Here is a 17462-nt window from a genome sequence, read left to right on the forward strand (position 1 = left end):
TTTCTGCCCGCCGGAGCGGACGCTGAGAACACAGGGCTTACAGGCAGGTCGCTGCCGGCGTTGTTTGCTATAGCAATAATATAACAAAAACAGAACGGGAAAGATAGCGGGACAGACAGAATTAAAAGATTTTTAAGAAAGGACATTTACCCTAATGAACATACTCACAGTGGAAAATATCACCAAATCCTATGGAGAGAGGAAGCTGTTCGACAACGCTTCTTTTTACCTGCAGGAGGGGGAAAAGGTAGGCGTCATCGGTATCAACGGCACCGGAAAGTCCACGCTGCTGAAAATCATGGCGGGTACGGAGGAGCCGGATGAGGGAAATGTAACAAGAGCCAACCATGTGGTGGTGCGTTTCCTGTCCCAGCAGCCTGTTTTCGATCCCGGGGATACGATTTTGGAGAGCGTGCAAAAGGGGAGTGAAAAGAGCCTGTCTGCAGACCAACCTGCGGGGGAGGGAGACAGTCATGACGGCTGGGAACTGGAAAGCCAGGCGAAGGCCATGCTTACCAGGCTGGGGGTGACGGATTTCGGGCAGAAATGCGGGGAGCTGTCCGGCGGACAGAAAAAGCGCCTTGCGTTGGTGGCCACTCTGCTTATGCCTGCGGATATCCTCATCCTTGACGAGCCTACCAACCATCTGGATAACAGCATGGCGGACTGGCTGGAGGATTACCTGAAAAAATGGAAGGGCGCGCTGGTCATGGTAACCCATGACCGGTATTTCCTGGACAGCGTGGCAAACCGGATTATAGAAATTGATAAAGGGAATATTTATTCCTGCCAGTCCAATTATGAAGGGTATCTTGCGCAGAAAGCGGAACGGGAGGAGATGCAGGCTGCCGGCGAACGGAAAAGGCAGTCCATCCTCCGGAACGAGCTGGCCTGGATGCAGAGAGGGGCCAGGGCGCGTTCCACCAAGCAGAAGGCCCGTATCCAGCGCTACGAGGAGCTTAAGAATGCGGAGGGGCCGTCTGGGGACGGCAGGGTGGAGATGGGATCCGTTTCCTCCCGGATGGGACGTACCACAGTGGAGCTTTCCCATATCGGCAAGGCTTATGGGGAAAAGAAGCTGATCGAAGATTTTTCCTATGTTTTCCTGAAAAAAGACCGGGTGGGATTTATCGGCCCCAATGGCTGCGGAAAAACGACCCTGATGAAGATCCTTACAGGACAGCTGCAGCCCGATACGGGAGAGGTGGTAGTGGGACAGACCATCAAAATCGGTTATTATGCCCAGGAAATCGCAAGCGGGGTTGCGGCGGCCCCCGCCGAAGGCGGGAGCGCCTTTATCGATTTGAAAACAGCCGGTATGGATCCGTCGAAGCGGGTAATTGATTATATCCGGGAAACGGCGGAGTACGTACAGACAGGGGAAGGGAGCATAACCGCCTCCCAGATGCTGGAACGGTTCCTGTTTCCGGGCGAAGAGCAGTATGGCCTCATCGGCAAGCTTTCAGGCGGGGAAAAGAGGCGGCTGAACCTCCTGCGTGTTCTGATGGAGGCGCCCAATGTGCTGATCCTGGATGTAAACTGGAGTAACCTTTTGAGGAGTGCATAGAGTGTATTGTGTAAAAAAATAGGTGTAAAAGGTACTGGATACACAAAAATGTCATTATACTGTGTATTGTGTAACAAGGAATGTAGTCAAAAGAGATGACTACTTTTTTATTTGGTGTATAATGAGAGATAAAGTAAATGAGTGAGGCAATAACATGAATTTGATTAACATAGAGAATCTGACAAAGTCCTATACTGAGAGGAAGTTATTTGATGGTGCATCCTTTTCCTTACAGGAAGGAGAGAAGGTGGGTGTCATTGGTATCAACGGAACCGGAAAGACAACCCTGCTTAGAATGATTATGGGTGAGGAAGAAACGGATGAAGGAACCGTTACGCTTGCCAACCATGTGGTACTCCGTTACCTGCCACAGCACCCGGAGTTTGCACCGGATAAAAGTAGTCTAGATTGTGTACTGGAAGGAAATGTGACAGAGGAAAACCGTTGGTCCATAGAGAGTGAAGCTAAAGCAATGATGACCCGGCTTGGAATTAAAGATTACATGCAGCCGGCAGGACAGTTATCCGGAGGACAGAGAAAGCGTCTTGCATTGATTTCCGTATTGCTTTCCCCGGCAGACATTTTGTTGCTGGACGAGCCTACAAACCATTTAGATAATGACATGGCAGATTGGTTGGAAGACTATCTGAAAAATTGGAGAGGGGCGCTCATCATGGTAACCCATGACCGCTACTTTTTAGACAGCGTGACAAACCGGATTATTGAAATCGATAAGGGATTAATTTATAGTTACCAGACAAATTATTCAGGATACTTGGAATTGAAAACCCAGCGTCAGGAAATGGAACTGGCAAGTGAAAGAAAACGCCAGTCCATACTTCGTGTAGAACTGGAATGGATACGCAGAGGAGCCAGGGCGCGTTCCACCAAGCAGAAAGCACACATTCAGCGTTATGAGGAGTTAAGAGATCGTCAGGCTCCGGTGCAAGATTCACAGGTGGAATTAAGTTCTATCTCTACAAGACTTGGTAAAACTACAGTAGAGCTGGAACATATCTGCAAAGCATATGGGGAGAAAAAACTGATAGATGATTTTTCCTATATCTTTTTGAAAGGGGACAGGGTTGGTTTTGTTGGACCAAACGGTTGCGGAAAATCCACGCTGATGAAAATTATTGCAGGGATGATACCGCCGGACTCCGGACAGGTTATCATTGGACAGACTGTTAAGATGGGATATTATGCACAGGAAATTGCTTCAGAAAAAACCAACGATGATAATGAAGTTGACTTATCCTATATGGACCCGAAGCAAAGAGTGATTGATTATGTAAAAGATACCGCAGAATATATCCAGACAACAGAGGGAAGTATCTCTGCATCCGCCATGCTGGAACGGTTTTTATTTCCGCCGGAAAAGCAGTATAGTCCGATTGGAAAGTTGTCCGGCGGAGAAAAGAAGAGATTAAACCTGCTTCGTGTACTCGCAACCAGCCCAAATTACCTCCTTTTGGATGAGCCTAGTAACAATCTCGACATAGCCACATTAACTATCTTGGAAGACTACTTGGACCGCTACGAGGGCATTGTTGTTACGGTGTCTCATGACCGGTATTTCCTTGATAGAACCATGAAACGCATTTTTGCTTTTGAGGAAGACGGAAAACTGAAACAATACGAAGGTGGTTATACCGATTATTCTTTGAAGAAATTAGCAGAGAAAGAGGAACAGGAGGCAGAGCAGGCAAAGAAAGCAGGCAATGCATCCAAGACGAATACGCAGCAGGCACAGAAAGGACAGCGTACCCGTGGCTCGCAGAAGTTGAAGTTTACCTATCAGGAACAGAAGGATTATGAAACGATAGAAAGTGATATTGCCGCACTGGAAGAAAAAATAGAAAAGCTTGAAAGTGAAATGGCTGCAGTATCAACAGACTTTGTAAAATTGAATCAGATAATGGCTGATAAAGAAGTAGCAGAGAGTCTACTGGAAGAAAAGATGGATAGGTGGATGTACTTAGAAGAATTAGCCGCAAGAATTGCAGAGCAGTAGAGAGTAGAGAAAGTAACCAACGTAAAAATTGGTTACTTTTTTGTTTATGAAAGAGGGACGATTAAAGAAAGGATGGTGGTCTATGGATATCAAGCAACAGATAAAGAAATTTGATGAAGAAAATAAACCATTCTACATGATGGATCATGAAGATGGTGTTTATAGTTTATGTCTTCCTCTTAGTTTTTTAAGCGAGGAGTACAGGGATTTTGGACAGGAAGCGTTTAATCAGTATACTATCCGGGCAGGAGAGTCGGTAACCGATGGCAGATTTTATACGCATGGAGATGGTCATGAATGGAAGTATGTGTTTGAAAAGGCGTTTGAAGGCGAAGAGAATCTGAAAAAGATTTCGTTCGACTGTGAAGCAGGAGGGTTCTTCTGTTACTCAAGTGATTTTGATGTCCTTGCAGAGTATGGCAGACGGTTCCGTGAAATGTGTATGAACGAACAGGAATTTACGGAACTTGTATGCAGTGCATTGTCTGAGGACAGGCAGTCTGTGGAGGAAGAGATATCAATGGAAGGGATGACACCTTTTTTCTATGCGGTGGCAGAACTTGCCAGAAACAAAGGATTTAAAATGAAAGGTATGCAGGGTGGAGCATTAACGCTTACCTTAAAAGGTGAGTTTGCAGTCGTGGTGGATGAATCTGGAGCAATCAGTTATCATCCATATGATGAAGTCTTTGATATCATGGATGAGGTGTCAGAACTGAGAAAAAGCATTCCACCGGAAGACACAGGACAGGGGATGCGGATGAATATGTAAGGCGGTACTTATTTTAGAAATGAAATAGGTGCCGCCTTATTTTTGTTTGGAGGTAAAAATGTCAAAATTGTTTTGTTTAAGTCCGGGACTTCGTGTACTGGAAAGGCAGATGCAGCAGCCGCCGGGATACAGACCGAGGGGGTGTGGTATCTGCATCATTGAGGAGATGGACTGGAAAAGCCGGGGAAACTATTCTGAAATCGTGGATTGTGTAATCAGCCGGATGCAGTTGGAACATCTGAAAAAGAGAGTGGAGGAAATCTTTACAGAGGCAGATAGGGAATTGATTTTCCGAAATAAGAAACACAGAAATGATTTTTATTCCCTGCTTATGGGTAAGAGGGCGAAGGCATTACAGCATACACCCAATTATGCTGCCGCCGTATTTCTTTTGTCTGCGGATGAGGAACTCTGGGACAGAGTCAGTAAAAATGTGCTGGATACCGGGATTTACTTTGACAGGATAAGGCTCGGTGGTGTGACACTGGAGCAGTACATTCTTTTTCATGCAGCGAAGGATGTTTATAACGGAACCAAACATATCCGATTGTCGGAGCTGACTGACCGGGATTTGATACCCGATGAAATACTAAGGAGCATCGTGAATGCCTTTGTCATCGAGAAGTGTGGAGTGGAAATTGTAAAGCAGGAGGTGTGGAATGCGGATTAAGGTATTAAGCGGAGGAAGAAGAAATATTGAACTTCCATTGTCAGATGCGGAATTAAATTTGCAGATGAGGCGGATTGGTATTGAAGAAATAGTACCCATGTGCAGACTTGTGGAAGTGTCAGAGCAGGAAAATCCCCTGCATAGATTTGAAGGTCAGACTGTAAACATGGATGAGGTAAATTTCTTTGCCAAGAGGATGGAAAGCCTGACGGAATATGAAAGAAAAGTTCTGTCAGTGTATGCGGAGGATTATGGTGTGGCTACCATGCAGGATTTAATCAATCTGACATTCAGTATGAAAGGTCTTTCACTGCTTACGGATTTTTCAGATGCCAGACAGGTCGGGGAACGTCTTTACTTGGATGAGTTCCTCGGAATGTCAGAAGAAGAAAAAGCACAGACCAATTTTATTGAGTTTGCGAAAAAGACCTTGAAGGAGAGCCGGCTAGAAGTCTTACCCTATGGTGTCTTTGTAGATCATGGCTTTCAAATGCAGGAAGTGTACAACGGGAAAAACTTTCCGCCTTTTGTTGCATCGGATGAGATTGTGGCAGTTGTAGAGGTGCAGAACAAGAGAGAGGATACGGAATTTTTCTATCTGCCAATGGATATCTGTTCCATGAACAAGGTAAAGGAACGGTTACAGGTGCAGGACTATTGGGAAATGGAAGTAATTGAAATTGAAAACTTACATCTGCCGGAAATTCTTGTGCCGACAACGGAGGATTTAAGAGAGGTAGAACAGTTGACACTGTTTAACGAAATGTGTCATGCCGTCAAGCGGTTTGATGAAGTAAAAATGAATCAGCTTGCAATGGTGGTGGAATTTACCGGCTTATGTGATTTCCCGGATGTGGCTTATATTGCAACACACCTTGGGGAGTTTGAAATCAATCCGTTGGTACATAACGATGAAGAGTATGGAAAATTTCTTGTAACGGAATCGGGATTGTTTGATGTGGATGAAATCTTACTCCCTCATATCAATTATGCATCCTTTGCCGCTGATAAAAGAGTTGGAACTCTTGTAACAAGCGGATATGTGGAGGGTGGCTTCGTGGGAGCCATCAGACCGATAGAGGAGTATGGTCAGTACAAGGGAGAGTTTGCGGAACCGTTGGAAATTGATTATGACTGCTTTGAAAAGTTTTGTTTATATAGTCCTCTTACAGGAAACCTGATGGTGGAAGGCGTAGACGAAGGCAATCTGTACCGCAGTGACCTTACACCGTATGCAGAGGCGATAGCAGAAGCCATTGCAAAGGAGGAATGTGTAGGAGAAGAAACCAGAGGTCTCATGCATTACTTTGATGAAAGCAGGGAAGTGGCAGCAAAAGTTATGTCGGCACATCCCAAGGTAGCTGAGATAAATGGGGAACTGTATGGTGTTCTGGAATGTAAAATCAGTGAGCCATTGACAGAGGAAGATATTAAGGTACTGAAAGAATACTGGACCGGACAGATGAGTGACGGATGGGGCGAAGGCTTTGAACAGCGTCCGATTAACGTAGAGGACGGAGAAATTTATGTCAGTTTCTGGAACAGTGTAAATTTCTGGAGCGTTATGACGGAAGAGGAACTGATGGGAGGACAGGTACAGGGAATGGATATGTGCTGCTAAAAATATTGTGCTGGGTATATTGGATGCTCTGTAGTATTGTGTGTCCTACAAAAAGGAAAGGAGCAGACCTATGGAAGAGAGAGCAGATATTTTTTATCAGTTTTTCCAGGAATTAATTGAGAGTTACCGTCATGACATTTTGCAGAGGGAGGATGCCAAAGAACTGGCAGAAAAAGAAATCGGAGCATGGAACCGGATAAGGGAAAGATTTGGCGGACCGAGGTCGGAAGAGTACAAACTAATCAGTGAACTGACAGGCTGTATTCTGGACATTAGCTGTATTAAACAGGAGCAGTTATACTTGCAGGGTGTCAAGGATGGTATCCGCCTAAAGAAAAGAATCAAGGAGATTGAGGAAGGAGAATCATGTTAAGAAGAGAAGAAGTAGAACGCATTAAGGAACAGTACCCGAAAGGTACGCCCGTTCGTCTTTACAGCATGGAAGGGGAGCAGACCGTGCCGCCGGGGAGCCGGGGAGTTGTAGACCATGTGGATGACATCGGGCAAATCCATATGAAGTGGGAGAACGGAAGCTCCCTTGCATTAAATGTGGAAGAAGACCGTTTCGATATCATCACACATCAGGATGAAATTAGTGAAAAGAAAGAGCAGGAGTTTATTGACAAGATAAATGAAATCTTGGACAAGACAGATTTCCTGCTCTTAAATACGTCCTGTAATACGGAGAATACATCCTATGCTGCCGAGAAGCTCCTTGCCATGCATCAGGCATTCGAGGAAGTGTATGGAGAAGGGTATGTGGATGAAAGCTATGGTATGATTATGATGCCTGCGGTGGTAAGAGGAAGGGAATCCGGCATACAGGCCCTTGCGTTGGTAACACTGGACTTGGAATCATCCGGTGAGCATTGGGGTACTACATTCCTTACACCGGGAGGACCATTGGTGCAGGGACATGCAGAGCTTACGGAGGAGCAGAAGCGTGCCATCAGGGAATACTATATTCCCTACGATTATTGGTACACGCCACTCGTTGAACGTGACCACCATGTGAACTTTACGGATATGCCGGAGACAGTTGCAGACATCCGCAGGCTGGTGGATGAATCCTTGGTGACAGGACAGGCACAGCAGATGGAGGGACCGAAATAAAGGAGAGGAGGACATAATTGAATAGCATTATCAGTTGGGTAGGCGGTAAGAAGTCACTCCGTGACCTGATATACCTGAGAATGCCGGGGCACTATGACCGCTACATAGAAGTATTTGGCGGAGGCGGATGGGTTTTATTTGGAAAGCCGCCTGATAAATGTATGGAGGTTTACAATGATTTCAATTCGAATCTTGCAAACCTCTTTTATTGTGTCAAGGAAAGACCGATGGCACTGCTTCGGGAATTGTCTTTCCTGCCGCTTAACTCCAGGGATGAGTTTGTGACACTCAGGAAATTCCTTACGATGGAAGAATTCAAAAGCGAGCATCTGGCAGAGGAACTGGAGATAGCAACTCATTTCTTAAAAGAGCCGGAGGCAGCAGAGATTTGTGACATCCTTATGGAAAGGGCAGAGGTAGGGGATGTGAAAAGGGCGGCGGCCTTTTATAAGATTATCCGCTACAGCTATGGAAGCGGCTGTACCTCTTATGGGTGCCAGCCATTTGACATAAGGAAGACCTTTACTATTCTCTGGGAGGCAAACCGGAGGTTAAAAGATACCGTGATTGAAAATAAAGATTTTGAGGCACTCATCCGTCAGTATGACAGACCGAATGCCTTTTTTTATTGCGATCCACCGTATTTTGAAACCGAAGGGCATTATGAAGTGGTGTTCCGCAAAGAAGACCATGTAAGACTTAGGGATACGCTGGTAGGCATCGAGGGGAAATTCATGGTCTCCTACAATGACTGTGAGTACATCAGGGAATTGTATCAGGACTTTCAGATTGAAGCGGTAACACGAATCAACAATCTGGCACAGCGCTATGACAATGGAAGTGAGTTTCCGGAGGTGCTGATTGCCAACTATGACATGGAAGAAAGAAGAAAGAGCCTGCCGATGCAGATGAATCTGTTTGAAATGTTTGATGAGCAGAAGACTTCTGTGTGGCATGGCAGTAGCAGGAAGGAGGACGAAGATGGTTCAGTTAGTGGAGATAACAGGAGTGCTGAATGAAAAAGGCTGTATTGAAATTCCCATTGTATTGCTTACACAGACAGGTATTCATACCGGAGAAGAGGTAAATCTGATTTATCTTGCCGCAGGTGAGAAGGATTACCGGAATGAATCAAGGGAATTTATGTTAAAGAGAGCAGGGGAAAATCCGTTGGAGGAGCTGCAGAGTGGGGAAACGGAGTTTAAACTGCCGCCACAGTTGCTTGCAGATGCACACATTCCCTTGGATGCAGACTTGGACATTGTCTGCTTGGATAGAAAAATTGTGATTCTGCCTACGGAGGATGTGGGGTCAGAGGATGTACCCAAAGAACTTCTGGATATCTGTGCAGAGCTTGGCATCCCCAGGGAAAAAGTAAACATTGTTTTACGAATGACCGAGGAGGGAAGCGATGAAAAAGCCGGTGTATAAATTGTTGGATGAAAAGGGCAGGGTACTGATACCTTTGGAAATGCGACAGAAAGCGGAGATGGAGAAAGGGGATATCTTAAAGGTTTCCATAAACTCCGGGAAGATTGTTATATCCAAGGTAGACATTTTAGAGGTAGGAAAGCAGGATGCAGAAGCTGTGGAGGCTTATGTCCATGCAGCCGTAAAGACCATGAGCCATGAAAAGCAGGTGGCACTTGCCGCGAGGATTTTGAAACTTGCACAGCAGGAGGGAGGAGCGGATTGCTAAAAAGTAAATACAAGGCCTTTGAAATTCAGGATGACAAGGTCAGTGAAACGGTGGTGGAAGGAAACCTGATAGCCATTGCAGATTTTATTAAAAATTGCAAGGAGGGGAGCATTATCACCATCCACATGTTGGAAGGAGAGCCATTTTTAATTGGGTTGTCAAAATTATTCCTGTATTGTGAGGACAACGAGTTTCTAAATAATCAGTTGATACCGTATCTTCGTGGGATATGAATGGAGAAGCAGTATGAAAAACATATATTTTCGTGATGGAATCCTTATCTACTATGGAAATCCGGCAGGTTATCTGTCAGAGGGGAAAGTAGTATTGGATTCCATTTTTGATAAAGGGGAAATCATTGCTTACCTGTCTGAAAAAGAAAAGCTGGCAGTGGAAATAAGGTCGGGAGTCTATGACCGTCTGTCAGAGGTCGGAGGGATGGAAGTGACAGTACAGGCAGCAAAAGGAAGGAGGATAAGAATCTATCAGCTTAAACAGGACAGTCCGCTCCTTATGCGGTTTATCAGTCTGGCAGAGAGAGAAAAGAGAGACTTTGAAAAACCGAAAGAAAAGGAGTATGCGCTTGTTTATGAGGGAGAGATGGATACCTTTAGTCTCGAAAATGTCTGGGAGAAATTTGGCAGAAGGGTGCCAAGGGATTTTGAAGGACATGCATTATCCATATCCGATGTAGTGGAATTTTCAGAGGAAGAGGTAAGCCGCTATTTTTATGTAGAGCCGAAAGGCTTTGCGGAAATTGTATTTAAATCAGAATAGCCGTAAGGCAGAAAGGAAGAACATGGCGGGAAAAGGAACAAAAAATAACCAGCAGAATGCACAGAGCGAAACACAGTCCGAACAGGCGAAACAGACACAGCCTCTTGATTTTGATGTACGCATCCAGTCCATCAAACCAAATGAGTCCATCAAAGGTACCGCAAGTGTAAACATTAACGGAGCCTTTGCAATCAGAGGAGTCAAGATTATTGAGGGCAGTCATGGATTATTTGTATCCATGCCCAGCTACAAGGTAGGGAATGAGTATAAAGATATCTGTTTCCCTATTACACCGGAATGCAGAAAGCAGTTAAATGATGCAGTCCTTGGTGCCTATGAACAGGCGCTCACCCAGAGTCAGAACAGTATGGCAAAGCATCATGAAATGCAGCAGGCACCGGAAGGTCAGGCAATGGACATGATCGGTATGTAAGAAACCCAAATAACCAGAAAAATAAAATGAAATCATATGGAGGAAAAATCAATGAGAAAGATGATGAACAAGGTAGCAGGAAACATGAAGGTAACCGTAGCAAGGGCAGCAATGCTGTTGAAGGATAAGAAGGGAGAAAACTATGTGGATACCGCAGTTAAGATTTTGATTGCGGTAGTAATTGGTGCCCTTTTGCTTGCCGGTTTGTATGCCCTCTTCGGAGATGTAGTAATGCCTACCCTTACCAGAAGAATTCAGGAAATGTTCAATTATGCCGGTTAATACCAGAGAAAGAAGGAGGAAGAGAGTATGCCTAGAAATGCAGCTACACAGAATAATAACACAGAGAACATGGAACAGCAGGTACCTTTTAAGGTGACCATCACAGAGCATAACCCGGAGAGAGAGGTGCTTGCCAATGCAGACGTAAATGTGGCAGACATTATGACGATCCGTAACGTGAAGATTAAGCAGGATGACTATGGTCTTACCGTGACCATGCCCCGAACCAAGATGCCTCACACAGAGCAGTATAAGGACTCCGTGTATTTTGCGGACAAGTCCATGAAACAGCAGTTTGACATGGCAGTGGAAACAGCTTATCAGGAGAGTGTTCTCACACCGGTGCTTGATCAGGATGAGCCGGAAGAGGGTATGGAGCAGGAAGAGACCACCGGCATGAGCATGGGAATGTAGCAGGTGGAAGGGATGATAAGGCTTGCCCTATTTTTTCTCGTTCTGTTTTTGGCGGCGGTCTCTGACATCCGAAAGCGAATCATTCCGGATTGGATGCCGTTTTTAATTGCCGGGGTAAGTCTGATTCCATCGGAGCCTGTTTATCTGACAGGCCTTCTTGTGGCGTTACCACTACTTGTTGCAGGGATAACTGTAGGAGGTATCGGAGGAGGAGATATCAAGCTGACAGGAGCCTGCGGATTGGTGTTTGGGTTTGAACGGACCCTTGCAGGACTTCTTATGGCACTGAGTCTTCTGTTACTGTTTCATGTAGTAAGGCAGTGCATAAGGAAAATAAGAAAACTAAATTGTATAGCAGAGAAGGAACAGGCATATCCGCTTGCTCCTTTCCTGCTTGTCGGGATGGTTATAAGTGTCTTTATGTTTTTGTAAAATGGCATTTCTAAAACCCTACAAAAACTTTTTACTTTCTATTGATAATATTTCGGTATACCGATATAATAGATAGAGAGGAGGAAGAGGAAATGGTAGAAAGGTTATTAAAGAAACAGAACATGACAAAATACCGACTTGCAGTAGAAGCAGGTATTCCTCACGCTACACTGAATGATATATGCAGTGGAAAAACCAGACTGGAAAAATGCAGTGCAGAAACGGTATATAAATTAGCAAAGGTATTGGGCGTTTCCATGGAGATGCTGACAGTTGCAGCAATACAGAATGCAGAAAGGGAACGTGCCTACGAGTATGGCCTGCCGGAATATCTGCAGCACGATTTAGATGCCTACAAGGAAGGTCTGAAAACTAAGTCCGATTTATTGGATTGCCTGTGGGGAGAACTGTACGGAAGCATTAACATAGCAGAGATTAATGATGGAGCGATTACACGGGAACATGCAGAATTTTTGCGAAACAAGTATCTTTTCGGAGGAAAACATGACAGGAACGATTGATTTTACAAACTGCAAGAAGATTTTAGGAAGAGCATACAATGGTGCTAACGGAAAGAAGATTGCAGTGGAATATAACGGAAGAGAGTATATGCTTAAGTTTCCACCGTCCGGTGCTACGAAGCCGACAGGGCTGTCCTATACGAACAGTTGTATCAGCGAGCATATAGCAAGCAGTATTTTTAACATGGTTGGCATCAAGGCACAGGAAACCCTGCTTGGAACCTATGAAGTAAGCGGGAAAGTGAAGGTGGTATGTGCATGCCGGGACTTTACTGAGAAAGGATATCGGTTGTTTGACTTTTGCTCCATAAAAAATACCATTCTGGATTCCGAATCCGGAGGAAGCGGAACAGAACTGGCAGACATTATGGATACCATAGAAAAACAGCAGTATGTGGAACCGTCCCTTTTGATGCAGCACTTCTTTAATGTCTTTGTGGTAGATGCCCTGCTTGGAAATTTTGATAGGCACAATGGAAACTGGGGCTTTTTGTATGATGATTCTACAAAAGAGGCAAGCATTGCTCCGGTTTATGACTGCGGAAGCTGTCTGTTGCCGCAGGCAGACGAGAGGATTATGGAACAGGCACTGGTAAATGAAGATGTGATGAATGCCAGGGTATACCAATTTCCAACATCAGCAATTAAGTTAGACGGAAGAAAAATCAATTACTATGATTTTCTTATGTCGGCAGAGGAGCCGCAGTGTAATGCCGCAATACAAAGAATGGTTCCGAAAATTAACTTGGAGCAGATAAAAGGGTTTATTGAGGAAGTACCCTTTATTACCGAGTTGCAGAAAACCTTTTATAAGAGGTATATAACTGCAAGGTTCGAACAGATTTTAAAGCCTGCATATGACATGGTAATGTCAGAAAAGCAGGAGTTGTCCGAGCCGAATATGACAATGTAATAGATGAACTTAGAGGACACCGTAAAAAATGCGGTGTCTTTTTTTGTGAAGAATTGGAGGTAATCATGAAAAAAATGTTAGTAGCAGCCGGTGTGCTGGCAGTTATCACTGGAGTAGTGGCTGCAGTATGTAAGAACCGCAAGAAATATACAAAGGTAAGAACAAATTATTAGGAGGACAGTGTGAAAAATCCATATATGCAAGATTTTTCACACGCGAGATTTGTGTCTGCGCGCACTTGACACAAACTCGTTATGCACAAAGGGCGTGCGCAGAAAAGAGGAATAGAATGAAATTATTTAAGAACAGAACCGTGCTGGGGATTTTCTGTATTGCAGTGTCCCTGATTATCTGCTTTGCCATTACACCCCTTGTCAATGCAGGCTTATCCAAAAAGGTTACCATTGTCCGTTTTAATAGGCAGGTAAATGAGGGCGAAGAGATTACAAGAAGTATGTTGGACGAGGTAGAGGTAGGAAATCATAACCTGCCGGAAAACGTGATAAGAAATATTGCAGATGTGGAGGGAAGATATCTGACCACAACTGTGTATGCAGGAGATTACATTCTTACGGATAAGATTTCCAATGAGCCTGCCGCAGAAAATAAGTACCTTTACAGTTTAAATGGGGAAAAGCAGGCCATGTCCATTACCATCAATACCTTTGCGGAAGGATTGTCCGGCAAGTTAAAGAGTGGAGATATCGTATCCGTCATTGCACCGGATTATCTTGGCAGTGGAGAAACCATAATCCCTGTGGAACTCAAATACGTGGAGGTCATCGCAGTGACAGCCAAGTCCGGCTATGATGCCAACACCGGGGAGAAACTGTCAGAGGAGGAAGAGAAAGAACTGCCTTCCACGGTAACCATTCTGGTAAGACCGGAGCAGAGTAAACTCCTTGCCAGATTGGAAGCAGAGGGAGAAATCCATTTATCCCTTGTGTTCCGTGGAGATGCGGATAAAGCTTCGGAGTTTATCAAGGCACAGGATCAGATGCTGGACGAAATAAAAGCAGCGGAGGAGGCTGCCATGCAGGAAGATGGTGCAACTGAAGAAGACGGTCAGCCTGTTATGAATGCAGACGGTCAGGAAACCACAGAGGAAGAAGAAACAAGTACAGATAGGGAGGAATAGAACGTGAACTTTAAACAGAACTCTCTGTTTACGAGAAATACAGGATTTGATGAGGAACAGCCAGATGTGCAGGGTGGAGTGCTTGCCGTATGGGGGAGTCCATCCTCCGGCAAGACAACGGTTTCCGTAAAGCTGGCAGATTATCTTGCCAGAAAAAAGAAAAATGTGCTGTTAATTTTTGCAGACATGACCACACCGCCCCTGCCCTGCATCTGTGCAACCGGGGACTTGAAAGGAGAAAAGTCCCTGGGGAGCATTCTTGCTGCCACCCATGTAACGGAAAATCTGATTAAGAAAAACTGTATGTTCTACAGAAAGAATGATTACTTAAGCATGGTGGGGATGTTAAAAGGGGAGAACGTGTTCACTTATCCGCCTTATGACCAGACACAGGCTGTGGAATTGATTGAGCAGGCAAGAGAGGTGGCTCCCTTTGTCATTATTGACTGCGGAAGCACCATTGCTTCAGATGTGTTGTCGGCGGTGGCACTGATGGAAGCGGATACGGTCTTAAGACTTGTAAACTGTGATTTAAAATCCATCAGTTATCTGTCCTCACAGTTGCCACTGCTTCGTGACAACAAATGGGATGCGGATAAGCAGCTTAAGGTGGCATCCAATGTAAAACAGCAGGAGGCAAGCAGCCATATGGAACAGGTGCTTGGCTCCGTTTCCTTTCAGATTCCCCACAGCAGGGAAGTAGAAACACAGTATCTGGAGGGAGATATGTTGGCAGAGCTTGGACTGAAGGAGAGCAGGGCATTCAGAAAAGAGATTGAGAAAATCAGCAAGGAGGTGTTCGGTGTATGATGGGAAATAACCAGAATTTATTTTTTTCCCCGGAGGAAAAAGGCAGGGCATTCTCCGATGTGTTAAAGGAAGTGCAGGAGTATATCTCCAGCAAGTATTCCACCCTCATGGTGGAAGGCGGGAACGATGAGGTAAAACAGCAGGTCAAGAGATACATCTCAAAGTACATAGCAGATTATCGAATCACCGTAAAGGGAAAGACAAGGGAAGAACTAATCGATGACCTTTATACGGAAATGGCAGAGTTTTCTTTTTTAACCAAGTACATATTCGGAACAGGCATTGAGGAAATCGATATCAACTCATGGAGGGATATTGAGGTGCAGTACAGCGATGGCAGATGTGAGAAGATGGAGGAACACTTTGAGTCCCCGGAGCATGCCATCAATGTGATACGAAGAATGCTCCATGTGTCCGGCATGGTGCTTGATAATGCATCCCCGGCAGTCCTTGGGCATTTGAGTAAAAATATCCGTATTGCGGTGTTAAAGACACCACTTGTGGATGAGGACGTAGGTATTGCAGCTTCCATCCGAATCGTAAATTCCCAGAGTCTCAAAAAGAGTGACTTTGTGGATGGAGGAACCGCTACCGATGAAATGCTAGATTTTCTGGCAGAATGTCTGCGTTATGGAATCAGTATCTGTGTGGCAGGTGCCACCAGCTCCGGCAAAACAACTCTGGCAGGGTGGCTCCTTACTACCATTCCCGATAACAAGCGTATCTTTACCATTGAGAACGGAAGCAGGGAGCTGGCTCTTGTCAGGGAGAAGGATGGAAAGGTAACCAACAGCGTCATCCATACCCTGACCAGATTCAGCGAAAATGAAAAGCAGAACATCGATCAGGATATGCTCCTTGATATGGCCCTGCGTTTCAACCCAGAGATTATCTGTGTGGGAGAGATGAGAAGCTCGGAAGCATATACCGCACAGGAATCTGCAAGAACCGGGCATACAGTGCTTACCACCATTCACAGTAACAGTTGTGAATCCACCTACAGCCGAATGAGAACCCTGTGTAAGAGAAAATACGACATGGATGATGAGGTGCTGATGGATTTGGTAACGGAGGCATTCCCCATCGTGGTATTTACCAAGCAGCTTGAGAACAAGAAAAGAAGGCTCATGGAAATCATGGAGTGTGAAATCACACCCGATGGAAAGAGACATTTTAATTCCCTGTTTCGTTATGAAATTACGGAAAACCGGATGGAAGGAGATAAATTCATCATCAACGGAATCCATAAAAAGGTGTGCGGTATTTCAGGGAGCTTAAAAAAGAGGTTCCTTGAAAACGGAATGCCCAGGGAAGTGTTAAATAAAATTACGGGAGGAGGTGCAAGCGTATGCTGACAATGCAGGTAATGGCCTGTATGGGTATCATCATAGGCTTATTTTTATTGTTGGGCATTAATCTTACGGATTTTACCGGTAATATTTTTAAGAGGCTGTTGGATGGACCAAAAGGCATCCGTGAGGAGATTTTAGAGCAGACACAGAGAAAGAAAAAGTCCTTCCTAAGTAGAGAAGTGGAAGAGATACAGAGTATCCTGAAGGCAACGGACAGGGAAAACACTTTCCCGTTTTTATGCACGGTATCGCTGGTACTGTTTGCCGCAGGTGCCGCAGGAGCAGTCATGCTTGGAAATCTCTTTCTGGTACCCGTAGCAGCGGTAGGGTTTATGTTCCTGCCCTTCTGGTACATTAAGCTGACTGAATCCCACTTTAAAAAGGATGTGTCGGCAGAACTGGAAACAGCACTGTCCATCATTACTACAGCGTATCTTAGAAGTGAGGATATCTTAACTTCGGTGGAAGAGAATCTGGAATACCTAAATCCGCCGGTAAAGAACATCTTTCAGGATTTTGTGTCAAGAATCCGTCTGATTGATCCGGACTTGGAGGCGGCCTTGGATGAACTTAGAACAAGGATAGCAGATGATGTGTTTAAGGAATGGGTGGATGCCTTAAAAGCCTGCCTGTATGACAGGTCGTTAAAGACAACTCTTACACCGATTGTGGCCAAACTGTCCGACATGCGTATTGTGAATGCAGAACTGGAATATATGGTCATGGAGCCGAGGAAAGAGTTTATCACAATGGTAGTGCTGGTGGTGGGTAATATTCCCCTTTTATATTTCTTAAATAAGGATTGGTACCACACACTGATGCACACGGTGGTGGGGCAGATCATGTTAAGCATTGCAGGCATTATTATTTTTGTATCCACAGCCCATGTAATCAGATTGACAAAACCGATAGAGTACAGGTCGTAGAAAGGAGG

General features: G+C 44.9%; 21 protein-coding genes and 1 pseudogene. All 22 read left to right on the plus strand.

Translation table 11 applies throughout. The features are described from left to right. Positions 1 to 154: 154 nt before the first annotated feature. Positions 155 to 1534, plus strand: a pseudogene (locus tag DXA36_RS08075) (ABC-F family ATP-binding cassette domain-containing protein); the annotation flags it as partial. A 187-nt stretch (positions 1535 to 1721) separates the two neighbouring features. Beyond that, positions 1722 to 3581: an ABC-F family ATP-binding cassette domain-containing protein gene (locus DXA36_RS08080; protein ID WP_069431815.1), complete on the plus strand. Its 1860-nt coding sequence runs from the start codon at positions 1722 to 1724 to the stop codon at positions 3579 to 3581. A gap of 82 nt (positions 3582 to 3663) precedes the next feature. Continuing rightward, on the plus strand, positions 3664 to 4353 hold the full coding sequence (locus tag DXA36_RS08085) for an Imm51 family immunity protein (RefSeq protein ID WP_069157774.1): 690 nt from the start codon (positions 3664 to 3666) through the stop codon (positions 4351 to 4353). Between the two features lie 58 nt (positions 4354 to 4411). Continuing rightward, positions 4412 to 5023, plus strand: a complete 612-nt coding sequence (locus DXA36_RS08090) for a hypothetical protein (protein WP_069157773.1) — start codon at positions 4412 to 4414, stop codon at positions 5021 to 5023. After that, a complete protein-coding gene (locus DXA36_RS08095) occupies positions 5013 to 6644 on the plus strand; it encodes a hypothetical protein (protein ID WP_069157772.1) in 1632 nt (543 codons plus the stop codon). The genes DXA36_RS08090 and DXA36_RS08095 overlap by 11 nt, the downstream gene beginning before the upstream one ends. 70 nt (positions 6645 to 6714) lie before the next feature. Continuing rightward, positions 6715 to 7017 (plus strand): Fe-S metabolism protein, SufE family, encoded by a 303-nt coding sequence (locus tag DXA36_RS08100; RefSeq protein ID WP_069157771.1) that lies wholly within the window; start codon positions 6715 to 6717, stop codon positions 7015 to 7017. After that, positions 7011 to 7757: a DUF4314 domain-containing protein gene (locus DXA36_RS08105; protein ID WP_069431814.1), complete on the plus strand. Its 747-nt coding sequence runs from the start codon at positions 7011 to 7013 to the stop codon at positions 7755 to 7757. The genes DXA36_RS08100 and DXA36_RS08105 overlap by 7 nt, the downstream gene beginning before the upstream one ends. Before the next feature lie 17 nt (positions 7758 to 7774). Further along, positions 7775 to 8776, plus strand: a complete 1002-nt coding sequence (locus DXA36_RS08110) for a DNA adenine methylase (protein WP_242878372.1) — start codon at positions 7775 to 7777, stop codon at positions 8774 to 8776. Next, positions 8739 to 9188, plus strand: coding sequence for a hypothetical protein (locus DXA36_RS08115; protein ID WP_069157769.1), 450 nt, complete (start codon positions 8739 to 8741; stop codon positions 9186 to 9188). The genes DXA36_RS08110 and DXA36_RS08115 overlap by 38 nt, the downstream gene beginning before the upstream one ends. Next, positions 9169 to 9456: an AbrB/MazE/SpoVT family DNA-binding domain-containing protein gene (locus tag DXA36_RS08120; protein ID WP_069157768.1), complete on the plus strand. Its 288-nt coding sequence runs from the start codon at positions 9169 to 9171 to the stop codon at positions 9454 to 9456. The genes DXA36_RS08115 and DXA36_RS08120 overlap by 20 nt, the downstream gene beginning before the upstream one ends. Next, entirely contained in the window at positions 9450 to 9689 is a 240-nt protein-coding gene (locus DXA36_RS08125; RefSeq protein ID WP_069157767.1) for a hypothetical protein, read from the plus strand. The genes DXA36_RS08120 and DXA36_RS08125 overlap by 7 nt, the downstream gene beginning before the upstream one ends. Before the next feature lie 13 nt (positions 9690 to 9702). Further along, a complete protein-coding gene (locus tag DXA36_RS08130) occupies positions 9703 to 10233 on the plus strand; it encodes a YodL domain-containing protein (protein ID WP_069431813.1) in 531 nt (176 codons plus the stop codon). Positions 10234 to 10255: 22 nt separating this feature from the next. Beyond that, complete coding sequence (locus DXA36_RS08135) at positions 10256 to 10666, plus strand: SpoVG family protein (RefSeq protein ID WP_069157962.1); 411 nt, start codon at positions 10256 to 10258, stop codon at positions 10664 to 10666. An 84-nt stretch (positions 10667 to 10750) separates the two neighbouring features. Beyond that, positions 10751 to 10948: a DUF6133 family protein gene (locus DXA36_RS08140; protein ID WP_334293119.1), complete on the plus strand. Its 198-nt coding sequence runs from the start codon at positions 10751 to 10753 to the stop codon at positions 10946 to 10948. Positions 10949 to 10975: 27 nt separating this feature from the next. Beyond that, positions 10976 to 11362 (plus strand): septation protein SpoVG family protein, encoded by a 387-nt coding sequence (locus DXA36_RS08145; RefSeq protein ID WP_069431812.1) that lies wholly within the window; start codon positions 10976 to 10978, stop codon positions 11360 to 11362. Between the two features lie 12 nt (positions 11363 to 11374). Continuing rightward, complete coding sequence (locus DXA36_RS34200; RefSeq protein WP_069157763.1) at positions 11375 to 11794, plus strand: prepilin peptidase; 420 nt, start codon at positions 11375 to 11377, stop codon at positions 11792 to 11794. Between the two features lie 92 nt (positions 11795 to 11886). Continuing rightward, on the plus strand, positions 11887 to 12315 hold the full coding sequence (locus tag DXA36_RS08155; protein WP_069157762.1) for a helix-turn-helix transcriptional regulator: 429 nt from the start codon (positions 11887 to 11889) through the stop codon (positions 12313 to 12315). Further along, positions 12299 to 13228, plus strand: a complete 930-nt coding sequence (locus DXA36_RS08160) for a HipA domain-containing protein (RefSeq protein WP_069157761.1) — start codon at positions 12299 to 12301, stop codon at positions 13226 to 13228. Before DXA36_RS08155 ends, DXA36_RS08160 begins: the two co-directional genes overlap by 17 nt. 289 nt (positions 13229 to 13517) lie before the next feature. Continuing rightward, positions 13518 to 14366 carry a Flp pilus assembly protein CpaB gene (cpaB, locus tag DXA36_RS08165; RefSeq protein ID WP_069157760.1) on the plus strand — a complete coding sequence of 283 codons (849 nt, stop codon included), beginning with the start codon at positions 13518 to 13520 and terminating at the stop codon, positions 14364 to 14366. 3 nt (positions 14367 to 14369) lie between these two features. Beyond that, a complete protein-coding gene (locus DXA36_RS08170; protein ID WP_069157759.1) occupies positions 14370 to 15176 on the plus strand; it encodes an AAA family ATPase in 807 nt (268 codons plus the stop codon). Next, positions 15176 to 16531: a type II/IV secretion system ATPase subunit gene (locus DXA36_RS08175; RefSeq protein WP_069157961.1), complete on the plus strand. Its 1356-nt coding sequence runs from the start codon at positions 15176 to 15178 to the stop codon at positions 16529 to 16531. Before DXA36_RS08170 ends, DXA36_RS08175 begins: the two co-directional genes overlap by 1 nt. Continuing rightward, entirely contained in the window at positions 16525 to 17454 is a 930-nt protein-coding gene (locus tag DXA36_RS08180) for a type II secretion system F family protein (protein ID WP_069157758.1), read from the plus strand. Before DXA36_RS08175 ends, DXA36_RS08180 begins: the two co-directional genes overlap by 7 nt. Positions 17455 to 17462: the final 8 nt, after the last annotated feature.

It is taken from the genome of Eisenbergiella sp. OF01-20 (assembly GCF_003478085.1).
Classification (GTDB): Bacteria; Bacillota; Clostridia; order Lachnospirales; family Lachnospiraceae; genus Eisenbergiella.

What these genes read in the sequence shown, in the direction of transcription:
- DXA36_RS08080 (WP_069431815.1), top strand. Translation starts at nt 1,722, where the DNA reads ATGAATTTGATTAACATAGAGAATCTGACAAAGTCCTATACTGAGAGG.
- DXA36_RS08085 (WP_069157774.1), top strand. Translation starts at nt 3,664, where the DNA reads ATGGATATCAAGCAACAGATAAAGAAATTTGATGAAGAAAATAAACCA.
- DXA36_RS08090 (WP_069157773.1), top strand. Translation starts at nt 4,412, where the DNA reads ATGTCAAAATTGTTTTGTTTAAGTCCGGGACTTCGTGTACTGGAAAGG.
- DXA36_RS08095 (WP_069157772.1), top strand. Translation starts at nt 5,013, where the DNA reads ATGCGGATTAAGGTATTAAGCGGAGGAAGAAGAAATATTGAACTTCCA.
- DXA36_RS08100 (WP_069157771.1), top strand. Translation starts at nt 6,715, where the DNA reads ATGGAAGAGAGAGCAGATATTTTTTATCAGTTTTTCCAGGAATTAATT.
- DXA36_RS08105 (WP_069431814.1), top strand. Translation starts at nt 7,011, where the DNA reads ATGTTAAGAAGAGAAGAAGTAGAACGCATTAAGGAACAGTACCCGAAA.
- DXA36_RS08115 (WP_069157769.1), top strand. Translation starts at nt 8,739, where the DNA reads ATGGTTCAGTTAGTGGAGATAACAGGAGTGCTGAATGAAAAAGGCTGT.
- DXA36_RS08120 (WP_069157768.1), top strand. Translation starts at nt 9,169, where the DNA reads ATGAAAAAGCCGGTGTATAAATTGTTGGATGAAAAGGGCAGGGTACTG.
- DXA36_RS08130 (WP_069431813.1), top strand. Translation starts at nt 9,703, where the DNA reads ATGAAAAACATATATTTTCGTGATGGAATCCTTATCTACTATGGAAAT.
- DXA36_RS08135 (WP_069157962.1), top strand. Translation starts at nt 10,256, where the DNA reads ATGGCGGGAAAAGGAACAAAAAATAACCAGCAGAATGCACAGAGCGAA.
- DXA36_RS08140 (WP_334293119.1), top strand. Translation starts at nt 10,751, where the DNA reads ATGAAGGTAACCGTAGCAAGGGCAGCAATGCTGTTGAAGGATAAGAAG.
- DXA36_RS08145 (WP_069431812.1), top strand. Translation starts at nt 10,976, where the DNA reads ATGCCTAGAAATGCAGCTACACAGAATAATAACACAGAGAACATGGAA.
- DXA36_RS34200 (WP_069157763.1), top strand. Translation starts at nt 11,375, where the DNA reads ATGATAAGGCTTGCCCTATTTTTTCTCGTTCTGTTTTTGGCGGCGGTC.
- DXA36_RS08155 (WP_069157762.1), top strand. Translation starts at nt 11,887, where the DNA reads ATGGTAGAAAGGTTATTAAAGAAACAGAACATGACAAAATACCGACTT.
- DXA36_RS08160 (WP_069157761.1), top strand. Translation starts at nt 12,299, where the DNA reads ATGACAGGAACGATTGATTTTACAAACTGCAAGAAGATTTTAGGAAGA.
- cpaB (WP_069157760.1), top strand. Translation starts at nt 13,518, where the DNA reads ATGAAATTATTTAAGAACAGAACCGTGCTGGGGATTTTCTGTATTGCA.
- DXA36_RS08175 (WP_069157961.1), top strand. Translation starts at nt 15,176, where the DNA reads ATGGGAAATAACCAGAATTTATTTTTTTCCCCGGAGGAAAAAGGCAGG.
- DXA36_RS08180 (WP_069157758.1), top strand. Translation starts at nt 16,525, where the DNA reads ATGCTGACAATGCAGGTAATGGCCTGTATGGGTATCATCATAGGCTTA.